This window comes from Wohlfahrtiimonas chitiniclastica, from assembly GCF_002252325.1.
GTDB lineage: Bacteria > Pseudomonadota > Gammaproteobacteria > Cardiobacteriales > Wohlfahrtiimonadaceae > Wohlfahrtiimonas > Wohlfahrtiimonas chitiniclastica.
The window spans coordinates 581,219-600,885 of sequence record NZ_NEFL01000001.1; the positions used below are offsets into that span (position 1 = coordinate 581,219).

At 44.6% G+C, this 19,667-nt stretch carries 16 protein-coding genes and 1 tRNA gene; 14 read left to right on the plus strand and 3 right to left on the minus strand.

Annotation, left to right across the window (positions count from 1 at the left end):
* Positions 1-2: 2 nt before the first annotated feature.
* From tatB to cmoB, 3 genes are read left to right on the plus strand one after another with little or no spacing between them, the layout of a single operon-like run.
* Positions 3-644, plus strand: coding sequence for a Sec-independent protein translocase protein TatB (tatB, locus tag B9T10_RS02775; protein WP_094537737.1), 642 nt, complete (start codon positions 3-5; stop codon positions 642-644).
* The gene (gene cmoA, locus B9T10_RS02780) at positions 641-1,378 is read left to right on the plus strand and encodes a carboxy-S-adenosyl-L-methionine synthase CmoA (protein WP_094491246.1); all 738 of its coding nucleotides are present in this window, start codon (positions 641-643) and stop codon (positions 1,376-1,378) included. The genes tatB and cmoA overlap by 4 nt, the downstream gene beginning before the upstream one ends.
* Positions 1,379-1,399: 21 nt before the next feature.
* The gene (gene cmoB, locus B9T10_RS02785; protein WP_094537738.1) at positions 1,400-2,350 is read left to right on the plus strand and encodes a tRNA 5-methoxyuridine(34)/uridine 5-oxyacetic acid(34) synthase CmoB; all 951 of its coding nucleotides are present in this window, start codon (positions 1,400-1,402) and stop codon (positions 2,348-2,350) included.
* Between the two features lie 94 nt (positions 2,351-2,444).
* Here cmoB and B9T10_RS02790 read toward each other — a convergent pair.
* Positions 2,445-2,520 (minus strand) — tRNA-Gly (locus B9T10_RS02790).
* Positions 2,521-2,637: 117 nt separating this feature from the next.
* Here B9T10_RS02790 and dsbD point away from each other — a divergent pair.
* Together dsbD and B9T10_RS02800 are read left to right on the plus strand one after the other, a co-directional pair.
* Positions 2,638-4,431, plus strand: coding sequence for a protein-disulfide reductase DsbD (gene dsbD / locus B9T10_RS02795; RefSeq protein ID WP_094537739.1), 1,794 nt, complete (start codon positions 2,638-2,640; stop codon positions 4,429-4,431).
* Positions 4,432-4,512: 81 nt separating this feature from the next.
* On the plus strand, positions 4,513-6,573 hold the full coding sequence (locus B9T10_RS02800) for an FUSC family protein (RefSeq protein WP_094537740.1): 2,061 nt from the start codon (positions 4,513-4,515) through the stop codon (positions 6,571-6,573).
* Positions 6,574-6,689: 116 nt separating this feature from the next.
* Here B9T10_RS02800 and B9T10_RS02805 read toward each other — a convergent pair whose 3' ends face one another.
* Positions 6,690-7,211, minus strand: coding sequence for a carboxymuconolactone decarboxylase family protein (locus B9T10_RS02805; RefSeq protein ID WP_008314893.1), 522 nt, complete (start codon positions 7,209-7,211; stop codon positions 6,690-6,692).
* 294 nt (positions 7,212-7,505) lie between these two features.
* On the opposite strand from B9T10_RS02805, the gene acnA reads away from it, so the two are divergent.
* Positions 7,506-10,193, plus strand: coding sequence for an aconitate hydratase AcnA (gene acnA, locus B9T10_RS02810; protein ID WP_008314896.1), 2,688 nt, complete (start codon positions 7,506-7,508; stop codon positions 10,191-10,193).
* Positions 10,194-10,260: 67 nt separating this feature from the next.
* Here the strand turns inward: acnA and B9T10_RS02815 are convergent, their stop codons facing one another.
* The gene (locus B9T10_RS02815; RefSeq protein ID WP_094537741.1) at positions 10,261-11,019 is read right to left on the minus strand and encodes an AraC family transcriptional regulator; all 759 of its coding nucleotides are present in this window, start codon (positions 11,017-11,019) and stop codon (positions 10,261-10,263) included.
* A gap of 126 nt (positions 11,020-11,145) precedes the next feature.
* On the opposite strand from B9T10_RS02815, the gene B9T10_RS02820 reads away from it, so the two are divergent.
* The 8 genes from B9T10_RS02820 (at position 11,146) to B9T10_RS02855 (ending at position 19,628) form a co-directional block, all read left to right on the plus strand.
* On the plus strand, positions 11,146-11,943 hold the full coding sequence (locus tag B9T10_RS02820; RefSeq protein ID WP_008314899.1) for a siderophore-interacting protein: 798 nt from the start codon (positions 11,146-11,148) through the stop codon (positions 11,941-11,943).
* A gap of 108 nt (positions 11,944-12,051) precedes the next feature.
* Positions 12,052-13,167, plus strand: coding sequence for an MFS transporter (locus B9T10_RS02825; protein ID WP_094537742.1), 1,116 nt, complete (start codon positions 12,052-12,054; stop codon positions 13,165-13,167).
* 57 nt (positions 13,168-13,224) lie between these two features.
* Positions 13,225-14,079, plus strand: a complete 855-nt coding sequence (locus B9T10_RS02830; protein ID WP_018121972.1) for a CvfB family protein — start codon at positions 13,225-13,227, stop codon at positions 14,077-14,079.
* Positions 14,080-14,082: 3 nt separating this feature from the next.
* On the plus strand, positions 14,083-14,985 hold the full coding sequence (locus B9T10_RS02835) for a DMT family transporter (RefSeq protein WP_094537743.1): 903 nt from the start codon (positions 14,083-14,085) through the stop codon (positions 14,983-14,985).
* 233 nt (positions 14,986-15,218) lie between these two features.
* The gene (locus B9T10_RS02840; protein WP_094491253.1) at positions 15,219-15,737 is read left to right on the plus strand and encodes a sugar dehydrogenase complex small subunit; all 519 of its coding nucleotides are present in this window, start codon (positions 15,219-15,221) and stop codon (positions 15,735-15,737) included.
* 9 nt (positions 15,738-15,746) lie between these two features.
* Positions 15,747-17,399, plus strand: a complete 1,653-nt coding sequence (locus B9T10_RS02845) for a GMC family oxidoreductase (RefSeq protein ID WP_094537744.1) — start codon at positions 15,747-15,749, stop codon at positions 17,397-17,399.
* Positions 17,396-18,814 carry a cytochrome c gene (locus B9T10_RS02850; protein ID WP_094537745.1) on the plus strand — a complete coding sequence of 473 codons (1,419 nt, stop codon included), beginning with the start codon at positions 17,396-17,398 and terminating at the stop codon, positions 18,812-18,814. The genes B9T10_RS02845 and B9T10_RS02850 overlap by 4 nt, the downstream gene beginning before the upstream one ends.
* Positions 18,804-19,628, plus strand: coding sequence for a shikimate 5-dehydrogenase (locus B9T10_RS02855; RefSeq protein ID WP_094537746.1), 825 nt, complete (start codon positions 18,804-18,806; stop codon positions 19,626-19,628). Before B9T10_RS02850 ends, B9T10_RS02855 begins: the two co-directional genes overlap by 11 nt.
* Positions 19,629-19,667 lie beyond the last annotated feature (39 nt).

Here is a 19,667-nt window from a genome sequence, read left to right on the forward strand (position 1 = left end):
CAATGTTTGGTATTAGTTTTAGCGAATTTCTGATTGTCTTTATTGTCGCATTGATCGTCATTGGCCCACAAAAGTTGCCAGAGACCATTCGTGCGGTGGGCAGTATCGTCAATAAAATCCGTTCTTTTGCAGATCAAGTGAAAAACGAAGTCTCAAAAGAGTTCGAAACCGATGAGCTCAAGCGCTCCATAGAGGAGACAAAGCAGAGTTTTACAAAGCAGATCAATGACACCACTCAATTAGATGAGGTCAAACAGTCATTGCGTGAAGCGCGTCACTCCACGGAGGACACCCTTCGCAACTCTCGCTCCATCATCGACCAAACATTGAAATCTGATTCATCGAGTGCTGCAACGCCAGAGATGGAACATTTTTATGATGACTACCATTATGAAGATGCCCCGCTCATTACCGCACCTCCTAAAGGTTATCAGGCTGCATTGACAGACATCACGGTTGCCGCAGAGCCTGAAGATGCCTTGATTCATCAGTGTCGGGCGCGCCAACTTGAGCTGTTCTTAGCAGGCGAAACAGCACCTTATACTGCTTATCGATTAAAGTATGCCAAAACGCGTCATTTAGAATCTTTACCGAATCTTGTTGATCGCTATCATGACACTTTAGTTGAACTCAATCAATCATGATGCCTGTTGATACCATTTTCTCTGAGAAACGCAAAAAAACTGACTTTGTCTTCAATGAAGAAGTGGTCAATGTTTTCTCAGACATGATCAAACGCTCTGCACCGGGTTACCCGATGATCGTTGAGCAAATTGGTCGCTTTGCCCCACTCTTTGCAGAGGACAATGCCACCATTTATGACCTTGGCTGCTCGCTTGGGGCGGTATCTAATGCCCTTCGCCATTCGATTCGTACAGAAAATACGAAAATCATCGCTGTCGATAACTCAGCACCCATGATCGAAAAAGCCACACAATTTTTTAAATTGCAAGATCAAGTGCACGATGGCCTCATTCCCATTGAGCTCAAACAAGCAGACATTCGTCATATTGACTTTGATCCCGCGGCCATTGTTGTGTTGAATTTAACCCTACAATTCATTGAGCCTGCTGAGCGTTTAGCCTTACTCACCAAAATTCGCAAAGCATTGCTGCCAACAGGCGCCCTATTTTTATCAGAAAAAATCTATTTTGATGATGCTGATGAACAATCCGTGCTTGATGATATGCATTTAGCCTTCAAACGCGCGAATGGCTACTCAGAGTTAGAGATTGCCCAAAAGCGCGAAGCCATTGAAAATGTGATGCGCATTGACTCCTTTGCCATCCATAAAGCGCGCCTACATGAAGCAGGTTTTACGCGTGTTTATCAGTGGTTTCAGTGTCTCAACTTCATCTCCATCGTCGCTTTACCTTAAATACATTATTCTAAGAATCCTATGATTGATTACGCAGCTATTGCCGAGTTTTATCGCCCCACGGGCTTGCGTCAATGGACGCAAAATCTTCAAACGTGGTTACCTGAATACATTCAAGAACACATTCATGGCAATTTTGATGACTGGCAAGCGGTGCTAGATCAATTGCCTGCGATTGACAATTGCACTTTAGATTTGGTCAATGGTGCCATTTTACAAGGCACTACCGATTCAGCGCAATTAGAAGCCTCTTTGCGAAAGCTCATGCCTTGGCGCAAAGGTCCTTGGCAATTTTGTGACACGCACATTGATACAGAATGGCATTCTGACTGGAAATGGGCGCGCGTGGCACCGCACATCGATCTTCATCATAAAAATGTGCTCGATGTGGGCTGCGGCAATGGTTATTATGGCATGCGCATGCTCGGTGCGGGCGCAAAATCCGTCATTGGGATTGATCCGAATTGGCTATTTTTGGCGCAATTTAAAGCCTTTAAACATTATGCCCCAGATTTACCCATTTGGCAGTTGCCCATTGGGCTAGAAGCCATCACGGATGAATTGGCATGGTTTGATACGGTGTTTTCGATGGGTGTCCTTTATCATCGCCGCTCGCCGATTGATCATTTAACTGATCTTAAACGCTTATTGAATAAAAAAGGCACCTTAGTGCTCGAAACCATGGTGATTGAAGGCGATGAGCATGCATGCCTCATTCCGCATGATCGCTATGCACAAATGCGCAATGTGTGGTTCATTCCATCTGTCAAAATGCTTGAGATTTTCTTAAAGCGCGTGGGCTTTAAACATGTCAGATGCGTGGATCTCAACCAAACAAGCATTGAAGAGCAGCGCAAAACGGATTGGATGACTTATCTCTCCCTTGAGGATTTCTTAGATCCAAATAATCACAATAAAACCATTGAAGGCTATCCTGCCCCACTGCGTGCTGTGATCATTGCTGAACAATGATTCAATACATTCAAAAAGCCTGAACATTCAGGCTTTTTTATTGCGCTTTTTTCAGGCAATAAAAAAACCTCATCAAAGATGAGGTTTTAAAATTTGGAGCGGGAAACGAGACTCGAACTCGCGACCCCAACCTTGGCAAGGTTGTGCTCTACCAACTGAGCTATTCCCGCAGAAAGTGAAGTAATTATAGCGCCTAAAATTTTTAGGTCAAGTATAGAATTTAGTCATTTTAGTTTTTTATGAGATAATTGCCCATTCGTGACTCATTAACTCGGAAAGGTGCTGTTTTGAAACATCTCTCGATTAGACAAATCGCCCCCTTAGTGTGGCTCTTTTTCGCCTTAATTACCTTTAGTAATCAAAGTGTTGCCCAAAGTTTTTCCCAATCTTTATTGAACAAACAAGCAGATGCGCCTTCATTGCCTGCCGCTGCCCGCCAAGATTTCTTACCGCCTGAGCAAGTCTTTAAACCTGAGATTTTTAAAGCTTCTGAGTCAGAAATCAACCTCATTTGGGAGATCAATCCTGACTATTATTTATACAAAGATAAAATTCACATCACGCCGCTCAATCAAAATGTCGACATCGCCGAAATCATTTGGCCAGACGCTGTGATGCATGATGATGAATTCTTTGGCCGCCAACCCATCTATAATCACACCATGGAAATGACACTGCGCTTTAAACAGCCTTTAGTCAATGTCCATACGCTTCATTTAGAGATTGAAGCCCAAGGCTGTGCGAAAGCTGGCTTATGTTTTCCGCCCCATCAATGGTCTCGCACATTGGTGGTGAATCCTGATGTGACAACGATAGATCAGCTCAAAACAGAAACGGCTGCCCCCCTTTTAAATGAGCATGATCGCTTGGCTTCATTTCTATTAGAAAAGCAGTATCTCGCGCTCCCACTCTTTTTCTTACTCGGCATTTTATTGACCTTTACGCCGTGTGTTTTACCAATGTTGCCAATTTTATCGGGCATTTTAACGGGTGAAAAAAACCTCACAAAACGCCGCGGCTTTATGATCTCTTTTTCCTATGTCATCGCGATGGCGCTTGTGTATACCACCATTGGCATTGTCGCTGCGATGCTAGGCAGTGGTTTAGCGGCAGCATTTCAAAATAAATATGTCTTAATGGGCTTTGCTGCCCTCTTTGTGATTTTGTCATTGAGCATGTTTGGCGTATATCAAATTCAAACGCCCGTTTTCATCCAAAATTATCTCAATCGCTTTGCAAGTCAATCAAAAAGTGGCACATACATTGGCGCAATGATCATGGGCGCACTCTCTGCCCTCATTGTGGGTCCTTGCGTCACAGCGCCGCTCATTGGCATCATCACCTTAATTGCCCAAACGCAAGATTATGTTTTAGGCGGCTTTGCCCTCTTTGCCATGAGCTTAGGTATGGGCGTACCGTTGATGATCCTTGGCGTGTCTTCTGGTTATCTATTGCCGAAAGCTGGGGCATGGATGAACGCCATTAAAGAGTTCTTTGGCTTTATCCTCTTAGCTGTTGCCGCCTATTTCTTAGGGCGCATTTTACCGCTCTTTTGGGAAAACATGCTCTATGCCTTCATCGCGCTCTCGCTTGCCCTTTGGTTTGTGATCAAAATCTTTAAAATGCATCAATTGCCCAAGTTCTTTATGCTCCCTGCCCTTTTATCCCTCACATTTTCAGGTTACTTTGTGTATGAAAGCTTAAAAACCCATGAAAGCTTAGCGGCCACACCCATTGTGGGCTTAAAAGGACTCAATGAAGCCTTACAGAACAATCATGGCAAAATCACTTTGCTTGAGTTCAATGCAGATTGGTGCGTTGCGTGTAAAGAGATGGAAAAATATGTGTTCAGTGATCCTGAAGTGAAAGCGCGTTTAGCTGAACTCAACTTCATCACAGCAGATGTCACTGAGAACAACAAAGTGGATCAGCAATTGCAAAAGCACTTTAATCTCTTTGGACCACCTGCGATGCTCTTTTTTGATGCCGCCGGCAATGAGATTCCGCAATACCGCGTGATGGGTGCTGTGCCTGCAGATCAATTCATTGAACATCTTGATTATATTTTAAAAAATAATTAAGCGCCGACTATGGCCTCTCCCCTAAAGCTCATCTATAATGATGAGCTTTATCTCTTCCTAGTTAAAGTTCTTTAACTTCGCATGAATCGATCACTCACAAACATCTACCGTTTCTTCTTCAGCTATGATTTCACAATAGGTTTATACAAAGGCATCGGTGTGTTTCTCCCGGTCTTCATTGTCTATTTATTGGGTGGAGAGACGAAAAATCTCATTACGGTGGGCTATGCCAGTTTAACCATTGGCATTGCGGACCAAATTGGCTCATTCAAACATAAACGCAATGAGCTGCTCATTACGCTTGTGGGTACATTACTCATCACCATCTATTTTGCGCAATTTATGGGCACAATGCCCTTTTTGTTCATCATTTCCCTATCGATTGTGGTGTTTTTCAGTAATTTCATGAGCTGCTTTGGCCCTAAAGCTGGCACCATTGGCTTTACCTTCATCTTCATTGCGATGATCACTGGGCGAAATACTTATAATGTCACCGAATACATCATCGATTTTTCCATTGGTGCCATCTTTTATGTGATCTATGCACTGCTGTTTTCTAAAGTCTTTGCCAACTACATCATTCGTCAAACGCTCTCTTCTTGTTATGTGCATTTAGCACGCTATTTACAAGCCATCTCAGAGTGTTATCGTCAAAATAGTGATTTAGAAAAGTCTTTTGCCAATTTGATTGAAACTCAAACCACTTTGATTGCTGAGTTTCAGCAAACCCGTGATTTACTTTATCGCACCACAAATAAAGCAGACATCAAAATTCAGAAAATGGCTGGCGAATTGACGCTGCTCACCGATGTGTATGACCGCATGGTGGCACCGTTTCAAGACTTCACCACCATTCGTCAATCGTATGAGAATTCAGACATTCAGATTTTCCTGCGGGATCTTTATCGTAAGGCTGCCAATAATTTAGAAGAGATGAGCCTACATACATTAGGTGGTGGCGAGATGATTCGCCGTTTAGGCTTTAAAGCAGAACTCAGAGCCCTTGAGTTTGAGCTTGAGATTCTCAAAAATACAGAGTTAGATGAAGCGGCTTCAGAAGCCTATGGTGTATTGGCTGCCCATTATCGAAAAGCGTGGGTGATGAATCGTCAATTAGATAAAGTGCGTGAATTGCTCCTTGGGCAAACTGAGATCCCCACCCTTGGTGATCACTTTAAAAAGCACATCTCCCACAGCCATTGGTCCTGGAACATTGTCAAAGAGAATTTGACCTTCTCTTCTGATTTCATGCGTTTTTCCATTCGCACCGCAGTGGCTATGTTCGCCACCCTCTCCTTTATCAGCTTGGTGCTCGATCAAAAGCAGATTCTCGCCCACAGCTTTTGGATTGCCTTTACGTTGGTCACCTTAATGCGCCCCGGATTTAGCATTACGCGTGAACGCAGTCAAGCGCGCATCATTGGCACGGTGCTCGGGTGCATCATCGTTGGCATCATTGTCTCCTTTGAGCCGAGCCTCTCTTACATTGTGATGTATATTATGGTGTCCATCATCCTCAGCAATGCTTTGGTGAATCTTGACTATAAACTATGCGTGATGTTTGTGACGATCTATGTATTGCTGACCCTAAATATGACCGATGATCTCTCAGGGGCTTCGATTGCCATTGAACGGGTGATTGATACCGCTGTCGCTGCCGTCATTGCCATTTTCTTCACCATCTACTTTTTACCCTCTTGGGAAAAACGCGAGGCGCCGCGCTTAGCCGAACGCATTCGCTATCATATTTATGATGTGTTAGAAACCTTAGAGGCTGTTTGGATCAAAAAGAGTGTGGAGCCTTCTGAGTTTTACATCAAGCTCAAAGACACGCAATCTTTAATCATTCAGCTGTCAAACTCTTTAACCCGCATGCAAAAAGAGCCACAAAAATTCCATGGGGACTTTCATTATTACAATGAATTCATGATTCGCCAGCAATCGGTGCTCTCACAATTGGCAATTTTAGGGTATTCTCTTGAGCAATTACATAAAGATCCGAGCAGCATTCCTGAATTCAGTGAGCTCATCATGCTGACAAAATTGCGTCTCGATCCCACCATTCCAAGCAGTGAAAAAACCAAACCCTTTACTGGTCAAGAGCTCAAACCGCTCATTTGGATGGTGGAAGCGAATACTTAAAGCTGATCCACATCAACAATTGTGTGATTGATGCAAAATATTTTTAACCACACACCCATAAAAAAAGAGGCCATTGGCCTCTTTTTTTGATCAATTGAGGACAAAGCCCCATTTTGTTAGTTTAATGTAGCGCCCACTGAGAATAACACCGCAGCAATGCGCACAGAGGATTGGATCGCTTGTGTGGTGACACCATGATCACGTAAGTTTTTCTCATGTGAATCTAAGCACATACCACAACCGTTCACCGCAGAAACTGCCATAGAGGCCAATTCAAATGTCACTTTATCAATGCCAGGATTTGCCATGCTGTTCATGCGTAAACGTGCAGGAATTGTTGCATATTCTTGATTGCTAGTTAAGTGAACAAAGCGGTAGTAAATGTTGTTCATGCTCATGATACTGAACGCAATTTTTGCACCGTTTAACTCTTCTTCCGTTAAAATTGGCGCTGCAAATGCTTCGATGTTTTCAATCAAAGCTTTTGAGCGTGTGCTCAAAGAGACCGCCACTGCAATCGCTGCGATTTGCTTTTCAGTCAAGCCTTCTGCGCCCGCTTCGCTCAAAACGTTGCTTAAATTCAAACGCATATCTTTAGCATACGCAGGTAACATATCTTTTAATGCATCAATTGACATCTCAATCTCCTTAAAAATGTTGTAAAAATTGTGTGTGTTTCCACTTGATGGAACCATTATTCATAATTTTTATCAACTTGTCATATTAATAATCTTGATCAGGTTGATAAATAACTTCAAATATCAACATTACCTCAAATAGGATTGTATTAGCCCAAGGTTCACCTATAATAAACCAAGATTATTGAGTCTTGAAAAAATTACTTTTTGACAACATATTGTGGTTGGCATCCGTAATCTTTCCAAGATAAAGATTTTAGGTTAGTCATTCATACGTACTATAAGGAGTGGAGCATGAGTCATATCGACAGTTTGAAGTCTAAAGCAACGCTAAAAGTTGGGGATAAAGAGTATCTCTATCACTCAATCGCACAAGCGGCAGAAACATTAGGGGATGTTTCTCAATTACCAAAATCCATGAAGGTTTTATTAGAAAACCTTTTACGTTACGAAGATAACAAAACTGTGAATCTTCAAGACATCGAAGCGATCCGCGATTGGTTGAAAGATCGTAAATCTGACCGCGAAATCCAATACCGCCCTGCACGTGTATTGATGCAAGACTTCACAGGTGTACCTGCGGTTGTTGACTTAGCTGCCATGCGTGATGCAATGGTTAAAGCGGGCGAAAACCCAGAAAACATCAACCCATTGTCCCCTGTTGACTTAGTGATCGACCACTCTGTAATGATCGACCATTTCGGTACAAACAATGCGTTTACTGAAAACGTAGACATGGAAATGGAACGCAACGGTGAGCGTTATGCATTCTTACGTTGGGGCCAAAAAGCCTTTGATAACTTCAGCGTTGTGCCTCCTGGCACAGGCATTTGTCACCAAGTGAACTTAGAATTCTTAGCGAAAACTGCTTGGGTGTCTAAAGTAGACGGTGAAGAGTGGGTGATTCCTGACACTTGCGTGGGTACAGACTCACACACACCAATGGTGAACGGTTTATCTGTTTTAGGTTGGGGCGTCGGTGGTATTGAAGCGGAAGCTGCCATTTTAGGCCAACCCATCTCCATGTTGATCCCTGAAGTTGTGGGCTTTAAATTAACAGGTAAATTGCGCAGCCACGTGACTGCAACAGACTTAGTCTTAACAATCGTACAAATGCTTCGTAAAAAAGGCGTGGTGGGTAAATTCGTTGAATACTTTGGCGATGGCTTAGCGGAATTGCCTTTAGCAGACCGTGCAACCATCTCTAACATGGCACCTGAATACGGCGCAACTGTTGGCTTCTTCCCTGTCGATGAAATCACATTAGATTACATGCGCTTAACTGGCCGCTCTGATGACACGGTTAAACGTGTTGAAGCATACGCTAAAGCACAAGGTTTATGGCGCAATGAAGGTGACGAACCTGTCTTTACAGATGTTTTAGAATTAGATTTAGGCACTGTAGAAACCAGTATTGCAGGCCCAAGCCGTCCACAAGATCGCGTTGTATTAGGTGATTTACCTGCAACAAGCAAAAAATTCATCGCAGACAGCGTTGAAAACCCTGATTTAGCGGTAGACATCAACATCGATGGTCAAGCAGAAAAATTGCACCACGGTGATGTTGTGTTTGCAGCGATTACATCTTGTACAAATACATCTAACCCAAGCGTGATGATGGCGGCAGGTTTAGTGGCGAAAAAAGCCGCAGCACTTGGCTTAACTCGTAAACCATGGGTGAAAACATCTTTAGCCCCTGGCTCTAAAGTGGCCAGCGAATACTTAGAAAAAGCTGGCCTCATGAAGTATTTAGAAGACATCGGTTTCTACTTAACCGGTTATGGTTGTACAGCTTGTATTGGTAACTCAGGTCCATTAATTCCTGCCGTTGCCAAAGCCATTGATGAAAACAACATGACAGTCTCTGGCGTATTGTCTGGTAACCGTAACTTTGAAGGCCGCATCCATCCACAAATCCGCGGCAGCTGGTTAGCCTCTCCACCATTGGTTGTGGCTTACGCAATTGCAGGTTCAACCAACATTGACTTGACCAAAGATCCAATTGCACAAGATGCCAACGGTAAAGATGTATTCTTAAAAGACATCTGGCCTTCAAACGAAGAGATCGCTAAAGAAGTCTTAATGATCACAAGCAACATGTTTGCCAAAGGTTATGAAGGCGTATTTGATGGTGATGAGCAATGGCAATCCATCGCTGTGACTGACAGCGAAACGTATGAATGGGATCCAAACTCCACATACGTTCAACATCCACCATACTTTGAACACATTGATCAGCCGATTGAAGCATTGAAAGCGATTGATAAAGCACGCGTATTGGCAGTGTTTGGCGATTCCATCACAACGGATCACATCTCACCTGCCGGTTCAATCAAGAAAGATTCCCCAGCGGGTCGTTACTTGATGGAGCATGGTGTGAAACCTGAAGACTTCAACTCATACGGTTCTCGTCGTGGTAACCACGAAGTGATGATGCGCGGTACATTCGCAAACATCCGTATCCGTAACAAAATGATCCCTGGCATCGAAGGTGGTTTGACTAAATACTTACCTTCTGGCGAAGTGATGGCGATTTATGATGCGGCGATGAAGTATAAAGAAGATCAAACACCATTGATCATCTTAGCGGGTAAAGAGTACGGTTCAGGTTCAAGCCGTGACTGGGCAGCAAAAGGTCCTAACTTATTGGGCGTAAAAGCTGTGATCGCAGAGAGCTATGAGCGTATTCACCGTTCTAACTTGATCGGTATGGGCATTTTAGCGCTTCAATATAAAAATGGTGACAATGCTGAATCTTTAGGTTTAGATGGTACAGAAAGCTTCCACATCGAATTTAATGATGACATTAAACCGCATCAAGACATCGTTGTGACGGCAACTCATCCTGAAACAGGTAAAGAAACTCAGTTCACAGTGCTTTGCCGCATTGATACATTGAACGAAGTGGATTACTTCAAAGCAGGCGGTATCTTACATTACGTATTGCGTGACTTGATCGCAAAACAAAAAGCGGCTAAATAATCATATTTTTCCCGTGATCTAAAAAAGCCCGACAAATGTCGGGCTTTTTTTATGGTCATGATTAAGCTTAAAGATATTTTTTCGGGGAAATGCCCGTCATGTTCTTAAAGAACGTTGAGAAAGCGCTGTAACTGCCAAAGCCTAAGGATAATGCAATCTCCATCATCGGTTGATGCTCACTCAATAACTCAATGGCTTTAAGTAAGCGCCACTGCTGGCGCCACGATTGATAGTTCATGCCCGTCTCTTTTTGAAAAATGCGCGTAATCGTGCGTTCACTTGCGCCAACATGCAAGGCCAATTCTGACAAAGGCGGCGCTTGTGCCAATAAGTCATATTTTTGCAGACGATAATCCTCAGGATAATCCAAATACATGTGCTCACGTTTTGCGCTGACCAACTCATCCCAGAGCACCAATAACCAATGATACCCACGCGATGGCAATTGCCAATCGGTGTCCCACGGCGCAGAAGCGATGGTTTCTAACACCGCGCGCATCAAACTGGTGGCCACCCAAATGGTGGGATGATCCGGTAAACGAATACTTTCGCGCGCATCTAAATAGATGGAGCGATAACCCACCACTTCTGTAAAAAAGACGCGATGAGGCATATTTGCAGGTATCCACAATAAACGCTGAGGCGGCACGACATACAATTGTCGATTCATCATCACGCGCATACTGCCCTTTTGAGCAAACAGAAATTGTCCCTTTTGATGCATGTGTTCACCCGAATCATGTTTCATCAACTCAGAGGCAATGCCAATGATGGGTTGATCCATTTCATCTGGGTTAAATTCTGTTTTTGCATCTATCCATGCCACTTGTTCACCTTTTCATCCTATTGCTCAACAAACATGAGCAAAAACAAACATTAATAATAATCATTTGCATTTAATAACAATATACAGCAAGATACCCCCATTCGTCAGATAGGAGGATCTTCATTGATGCAAGTTCATAGAACCGTTGTTCGCGTTGCTCGTAAAGAGTTCATCACCCCAAATTTTCTACGCGTTATTCTAAAGTGTGATGACGCTGAGCGCTACAAAGATGTGCCAATTGGCGTAAATAATAAGCTATTTATCCCCCCAATCGGGCAATCTACCGTACAAATGCCTACTTTTAATGCACAATTGAAGCAATGGGAAGTCGCCGATGAAGCGTTGCGCCCAACGGTGCGCACTTATACACATCGTGCTTTTGATTTAGATGCCAAAGAATTGAGTGTGGATTTTGCGGTGCATGAAGGGGATTCTGTGGCTTGCCAATGGGCGCTCAATGCCAAAATTGGCGATGAAGTGGGTTTAGCCATGAAATTGACGGAGCAAACCCTCATCCAACCAGCAAAGGATTATCTATTTGTGACAGATATGACGGGCATTCCTGTGGTGGCAGCTTTAGTTTCACAACTGCCGAAAGATGTGAATGTCACAGTCTTAACAGAAGTTTTAGGCGAAGTGGACATTCATCCTGAGCATTATCAAACCGATGCCAATTTAACCCTGCATTGGCGCACTAACTTTTATCCACAAAATGGCAGTACGCTGTTTGAAGATGCATTGCCCATGATTGAGGATTTAAATAGCCATCACTTTGTGCATGTGACGGCTGAATTCAATACCGTCAAAAAATTCAGAGACCATTTACGCAAAACATTGGGCTACACCAAAGATGAGTTTTATGGCTGTGCGTATTGGCAAATTGGCAAAAAAGAGCATGAAGAACGCACCAAACGTTTAGAATAATTCCATCCTTGAAAGATTGACTGATTTTATAATAAATCAGTCATATTTTATAAAACATCACATTTGACTTTTCATTATCCTAGCGGTTTTCCTTGAGAACCGAAGATCATGACACAAAGTACACGCCTTTTATTGATGGCTTTACTGATGTTCCCCCAAATTGTGGAAACCCTCTACAGCCCAATTTTACCGGCTTTGAGCTCGGCATTTGCTGTCTCTGAAGCGGCAGCTGGGCAAACCTTATCCCTCTATTTTATGGCATTTGCCTTTGGCATTGTCTTATGGGGCCATTTATGTGATCGCCTCGGGCGGCGCATCACCTTCATTCTTGCACTGTCTGTGTATACGGTGGGCGCGATAACGGCTTTATGGGTGATGGACTTTTCTGCCCTTTTGATCTGCCGCATGGTGATGGCACTAGGTGCTGCGATTGGCTCAATTGGCACACAAACCGTGATGCGTGATGCTTATTCCGGCGAAGCACTTCGCAAAACCTTTGCCATTGTGGGCATTTTAATGGCCATCAGCCCCATGTTGGGCATTTTTATGGGCACCCTCCTTGAGATGCATTTGGGTTATCGTGCCATTTTTATGGCATTGGTGCTCTTTGCCCTCATGTTACTGCTGTGGACGATTCTGAGCCTACCAGAAACACGACCACACAACATGCAGCGAGTGGCATTACTACCAATTGCCCGCGCGATGCTTAAAGATGGTGTTTTACTGCGTCACATGGTGATGATTGCGGGCTTTAATCTGATGCTCTTTAGTTATTATCAATTGGCACCCTTTTGGCTCACCGATTTAGGTTATCCGATGACACTCTTCAGCTATACAGGATTATTATTGGGGGCAGGCTCATTGCTTGGCGCCCTCATCAATCGCCGCTGTACTCAAGCACACGTGCCGGCACGCACATTAATCAGAATCGCCACCATGGTTCTGCTCATCAGCGCTTTGATGGCTTTTAGCTTACGTCATTCCCTGTGGTTACTATTGCCAATGGGCATCATGACCCTCTGCTATGGCATCGCCATCCCAAATATTCTGGCACATGTGCTCGATGATTATCACAACGCACGGGGCACTGCCGGCGCATTATTGGGTTTAGGGTACTATTTACTCTTAGGGCTTGGGTTGATGCTGAGCGCCATCAGTGGACATCTTGCAGGCACGTTATTGGTCACCGCCCTTTTCATGCTGTGCATAAATCTTTCTGAATGATTTTGCACTAAGGATTATAATGGGGCACGATTATTTTTTATTATAGATTAAGGTCAAATGTCTCATTCTCCATTTACACCCAAAGTTGGACACATCAATCGCTTAACCATCGAACAACAAACCTCCCGCGGCTTAATGCTTGCGGGCAATGTCTTTTTGCCCAACCGCGCCATTCCTGAAGATTTAGTGGTCACAATTGGTGAGCCACTCGAAGTCTTTGTGTATGTGGACAACCAAGAAGAGTTGATTGCCACCACAGATAAACCTTACACAGAAGTGGGTAAATTTGCGGATCTACAAGTGGTGGAAGTGGCGAGTTTTGGTTACTTTTTAGATTGGGGATTGCCAAAGGATCTCTTATTGCCTTTTCGTGAGTCATTGGTGGATTTAGAAGTGGATGATTTTGTCATCGTGTACACTTACATTGATCCTGTGACGCACAAAATCACCGCCACCACGAAATATGAGCGCCATGTACAAGCCACCGCACCCAACTACAAAACAGGTGATAAAGTGTCTGTATTGGTAGAAAGCAAAACACCGCTTGGTTTAAAAGTGATTGTGGATCATGCGTATTGGGGCGTTGTCTATCAAAGTGACATCGTGGGTGAAATGCACATTGGCGATGAGTTCACAGGCTACATTAAACCTGTACGCGAAGATGGTAAACTCGATGTCTCCATGATTCCCATCATCAAAACCAATGAAGCGCGCCACGGCTTAGAGGGCGCCATTTTAAAGGCACTTAAAGCGAATAAAGAGGGTCGTTTACCCGTGAGCGATAAAAGTGATCCGGATGTGATCATGTCCCATTTTGGCGTCAGTAAAGCGGCGTTTAAACGTGCCATTGGCGCCCTTTATAAAAACAAGAAAATCATCATCCATAAAGATGCCATTGAGTTACAAAAATAATCCATGAGCACCAAAGCGCGCGGCCATTTATTGGCGCTCTTGACGATTGTGTTGTGGGGGACAACCTTTGTCTCCACCAAAATTTTATTACAGCACGATCTCTCGCCTTTAGAGATTCTCGGGGCGCGCTTTTTATTGGGTGCTTGCTTTTTGATGCTCTTGTATCCAAAGCGTTTAAAAGGCACCACATGGCGCGAAGAGCTCTGTTTTGCCCTTGCTGGCTTATGTGGTACCACCTTCTATTTTTGGTTTGAGAATCATGCATTGCTCTATACGCTTGCGGCAAATGCGGCCCTCATCTCCTCCACCTCCCCATTTTTTACGGTGCTGCTTGCCCGCTTCTTTTTAAAAGAAGAACACATCCATCCCATATTTTATGTGGGCATGTTGCTCTCATTTGTGGGCGTGGGACTCATGAGTTTCAGTGGCTTACAATCCTTTGAATTGAGCTTAAAAGTTGATGCATTGGCACTTGGCGCCGCCTTCATTTGGTCGATTTATGCCATTGTCTCCAAAAAAATGGGCAGTTTTGGTTACAACACCATTCAAACCACGCGTCGCACATTTTGGTACGGCTTACTCTTTATGTTGCCCATGATCTCTTGGCAAAACGTAGATTTCTCTTATGATGCTCTCTTAAACGATACGCATAAATATGCATCGCCTGTGGTGATGTTCAACCTTCTATTTTTAGGCTTAGGGGCATCCGCCCTCTGCTTTGTGACATGGAATCTGGCCGTTAAAATTCTTGGCGCCATTAAAACAAGCCTCTACATCAACGCTGTGCCCATGGTGACGGTGATCTTCTCAACCCTCATTCTCCATGAGCACATTACCTTATTGTCTGCCCTTGGCATTCTCTTAGTGCTCATCGGACTATTTGTGTCGCAATTTAAGCGTGCTTAATCATTTTAAGAATTGATTAAAATCAATCATTCACCATGATTAACAATAAAGATAAATATCAATATAATTAAAATAATAAATATTTATATAATAAATTAGATTAATAATGTATTAGCTGATATAAATATTATGATAATTAAAAACGATAGCACTTAGCTACCCACCATGTTTAAACGGCTGAGTGATGTGATTACCCTTTCATGATTGAATCAGTCAATATAAGAGAGATTATTATGAAAACGATTAACTTACAACGGCGTCGCCTCATTGGTGTTGGCGGTCTTCTCCTATCCGCTGCACTCTTCCCCCCAATGGGGCGTTTCGCCTTTGCTGCAATCAAACCCACCGAATCGCAACTGACATCTTTCATCAGCCTTTCAGAACAGCTCACTGGTTATGGAGATTTAAATTCCATCTTAGCAGAGCGTTATCTGACGGCAATGCTTAACCTTTACCCGGACTTTTCGACGCACTTATCTGCCCTTGGCGATGGCGAAACTGTCATGAGCCGCATTGCTCACAATAAAAGCAACACTGAATGGGCGATGCGCATCACTCATGCATGGTACACAGGCACGGTGGGTCCTAATCAGGACGATGCCGTAGAAGTCATTGCCTATAAAGATGCCTTGATGTATCGCCCAACGGCCGATGGTTTACCCGTGCCCACCTACTGTTTTAGAGGTGAATTATGGTTCAGCGCATTGCCACCTGGCATCACGCGCGAACCCACTGTACCGGCAACATTTTAGGGAGCAATCATGAATCAAGCAAAACAATTGGCCAACGGAGATTGGCAAGCAGACGTTGTCATTGTCGGAAGCGGCATTGTGGGCGCAATGATGGCCACAGAGATTTCAGCAAAAGGCTACAGCGTCTTAATGTTAGATGCAGGTTTACGCGTTGAGCGCGGACAAATTGTGGAAAATTCCCGCAATATGCCAGAAAAAAACCGTGCAGGCATCGATTATCAAAGCCTGTATCCTCAATCGCCCTTAGCGCCCTTCCCACTCTATTTCCCGAACAATGGTTATTTAGGATTATCGGGCCCAAATGCCGCCGCCTATGCGCAAGACTATTTGAAAACCGTCGGCGGCACCACATGGCACTGGGCAGCCTCTTCATGGCGCCATGCACCGAATGATTTTAAAATGCACACACTATACGGCGTTGGGCGCGATTGGCCGATCACGTATGATGAGATGGAACCATATTATACGCGCGCAGAATATGCCATTGGCGTGGCAGGCCCAAGGGATAAAAGCATGCAATCGCCCCCTGAACGCAGCAAGCCTTATCCGATGGATATGGTGCCATGGTCATACTTTGAGCGCACCGTCTATGACACCACCAAAGATTTTGGCTGCCACTTAGTGCCGATCCCTCAAGGACGCAGCACACGCGTGTGGGAAAAGCGCCCCATCTGTTGTGGCAATAACAACTGTATGCCCATCTGCCCAATTGGCGCGATGTATAATGGCATTCATCATGTGGAAAAAGCAGAACGCAATGGCACGATTGTTGTGTCTGAAGCAGTGGTTTATAAAGTGGACACCGATGAGAAAAACAATCTCTCTGCCATCCATTTTTATGACAAAGAACGCAAATCCCATAAAGTGACGGCACAAAAATTTGTCTTTGCCTGCAATGGCATCGAAACGCCGCGTTTATTATTAATGGCGGCCAATGAGCAAAATCCCCGTGGGATCGCTAATAACACCTCTGATTGCGTTGGGCGCAACATGATGGATCACTCAGGCATTCACTGTTCATTCACGTCGAAAAAACCGATGTGGGTTGGTCGTGGCCCTGCACAAAGTGCAGCCATGGTAGGCTATCGTGATGGTTCTTTTAGAAAAGATCACGCAGCATTCCTCATCATCATGAACAACTTAAATCGAAACCTCGCCCAAACCCAAAAAGTGTTGGCCGATGGCACAATGGGCGAACATTTGCCTGAAGCGGTGCGTGAGAGCACCATTCACTCAGTGTATTGGGACATCATGCTTGAAGTCCTCCCTGAAGAGAGCAATCGCCTCACCTTAAGTAAAACCCGTAAAGATGCACTGGGCTTACCGTGCCCGGATGTCTATTATGATGTGGGTGATTATGTGCGCCGTGGCCGCACCGCAGCACAAGAAAAATTGCGTGAGATTGCCCATCTCTTTGGTGGCACAGATGTAGATGTCACCTCAGAATTTGTGCCGAATAACCACATCATGGGCGGCTGCATCATGGGTGATGATCCCAAAAATAGCGTCGTCAACAGCCATTGCCGCGCGCATGATCATGAAAACTTATGGTTACCCGGTGGCGGTGCAATTCCCTCTTCAAGTGTCGTCAATTCCACATTAACCATGGCTGCTTTAGGTTTGCGTGCAGCCGATGACGTGTTAAGGAGCTTAGCGAAATGAAAATCATTCGAACCCTCTTAACAGCGGCGCTCCTCAGTACACCAATGATGAGTGCAGCACTTGCCGATGATGGCAATGCGGCGCGCGGTGAAACATTAGCCATTTTAGGCGACTGCCAAGCGTGCCATACTGATAAAGCAGGGGATGGCGAACCGTTTGCCGGCGGCTATCCCATCAGCTCACCGATGGGCGACATTTACTCATCAAACATTACGCCCTCTAAAACATACGGGATTGGCAGCTACTCTCTTGAGGATTTTACCCGTGCACTGCGCGATGGGATTCGTAAAGATGGTGCGCATCTCTATCCTGCGATGCCTTATCCATCGTATGCAAAACTCACCGATGCGGACATTAAAGATCTCTATGCGTATTTCATGACATCTGTTCAACCTGTCGATGAGCCGCCTAAGCACACCACAGAATTGCCCTTTCCTTTTGGCATGCGCTCTGTGATGGCAGTTTGGAATGCATTATATTTGGACAATACACCTTTTAAAGCAGATCCAAATCAAAGTGATGAGTGGAATCGTGGTGCGTATATTGTCGAAGCCCTTGCCCACTGTAGCACGTGCCACACACCGCGTAACTTTATGATGGCAGAAGAGAAAGACCATTATTTAGGCGGCAGTAGCCTAGGTCCTTGGTTTGCACCAAACATTACCTCAAGCATCAATGGCGGGATTGGTTCATGGCAAAATGCTGATTTGATCACTTATCTACAAAAAGGTCACCTCAAAGGTAAAGCACAAGCCGCTGGCCCAATGGGTGAAGCAGTGGAAGACAGCTTCCAACATGTTGATGCCAAAGATCTTGAAGCAATCGCCACCTATATTCGCTCTGTGCCTGCTTTAGACAATCCTGCTCAAAGTGCACCACGCGATACATATGGCGAACCGTTTGATGTAGATCTCTTATTGAGAGGCGCAGCACCGGTGGATGCGTATCAAAATCTGAAAAGTGGCGAAGCGCTGTACAGTGCTTACTGTTCAAGTTGCCATCAAAATACGGGTTCAGGCACTGAAGATCAATTCTATCCATCGCTCTTTCACAACACCGCAACAGGTGATGTGAATCCAAGCAATGCCATTGCCGCAGTTTTATATGGCGTCAATAAGAAAGTGGATGGCAAAGAGATCTACATGCCAAGCTTTGGCCCACAGTCCGCCACACAAGCACTGTCTGATGAACAGATTGCCAAAATTGTGCAATTTGTCTATCAACAATATGGCAACCCAACGGTGGGCGTAACAGCGGATATGGTCAAAGAGATTCGTGCAGGGGGTACTGCGCCCGCATTGATGAAGCTGCAACCTTATCTATTGCCCGGCATGATTTTCTTGATTGCCGTTGTGCTCGGTGGCATCATCGCTGTGGTCAGCCGTAAAAAACGAGGAGGCAAAGATGATCACTAAACAGACGCAATTGTGCATGTCACTTGCCGCACGCCCCGGCAACTTTGGGACGCTTTTTCACAACTATTTGTATGATCAGCTTAAGCTCGATTACATTTATAAAGCGTTCACCACATCTGATCTACCCGCAGCAATTGGTGGCGTGCGTGCCCTTGGCATACGGGGCTGCGCCATCTCGATGCCCTTTAAGGAAGCGGTGATTGAGCTTGTGGATGAATTAGATCAATCCGCCGCCGCAATTGAATCTGTCAATACCATCGTCAATACCGATGGGCATTTGACCGCTTACAATACAGATTACATCGCTGTGGCAAATTTATTGCAAGATTATGCCATTGATCCTGCCACACCTTTTTTACTCAAAGGCAGCGGCGGCATGGCCAAAGCGGTGGCAGGTGCTTTGTATGATCAAGGCTTTAAGCACGGCACCATCATTGCGCGCAATGCTGTTAAAGGCAAAGCCTTGGCAGATTTGTATGGCTATGAATGGATGGATGATGAAGAGATCATTGCCTCCACAGAAGGGATGATGCTCATCAATGTGACACCGCTCGGCATGCAAGGTGGCAAAGAAGCCGATGCTTTAGCCTTTAGCCCCATCCACATTGAAACCGCCGAAACGATTTTTGATGTGGTGGCATTGCCGGTGGAAACGCCGATGATTCAATTGGCGCGCACCCTTAATAAAACCATCATCAGCGGTGCGGATGTGGCTGTGATTCAAGCCCTTGAACAATTTGTGCTTTATACGGGCGTTCGTCCATCAATCGATTTGATTAAAGAGGCATCAAGCTTTGCAAGAAGCCATGCTTAAATCTTAAATCATCCTTTAAAGATCATGCCCGAATCATCG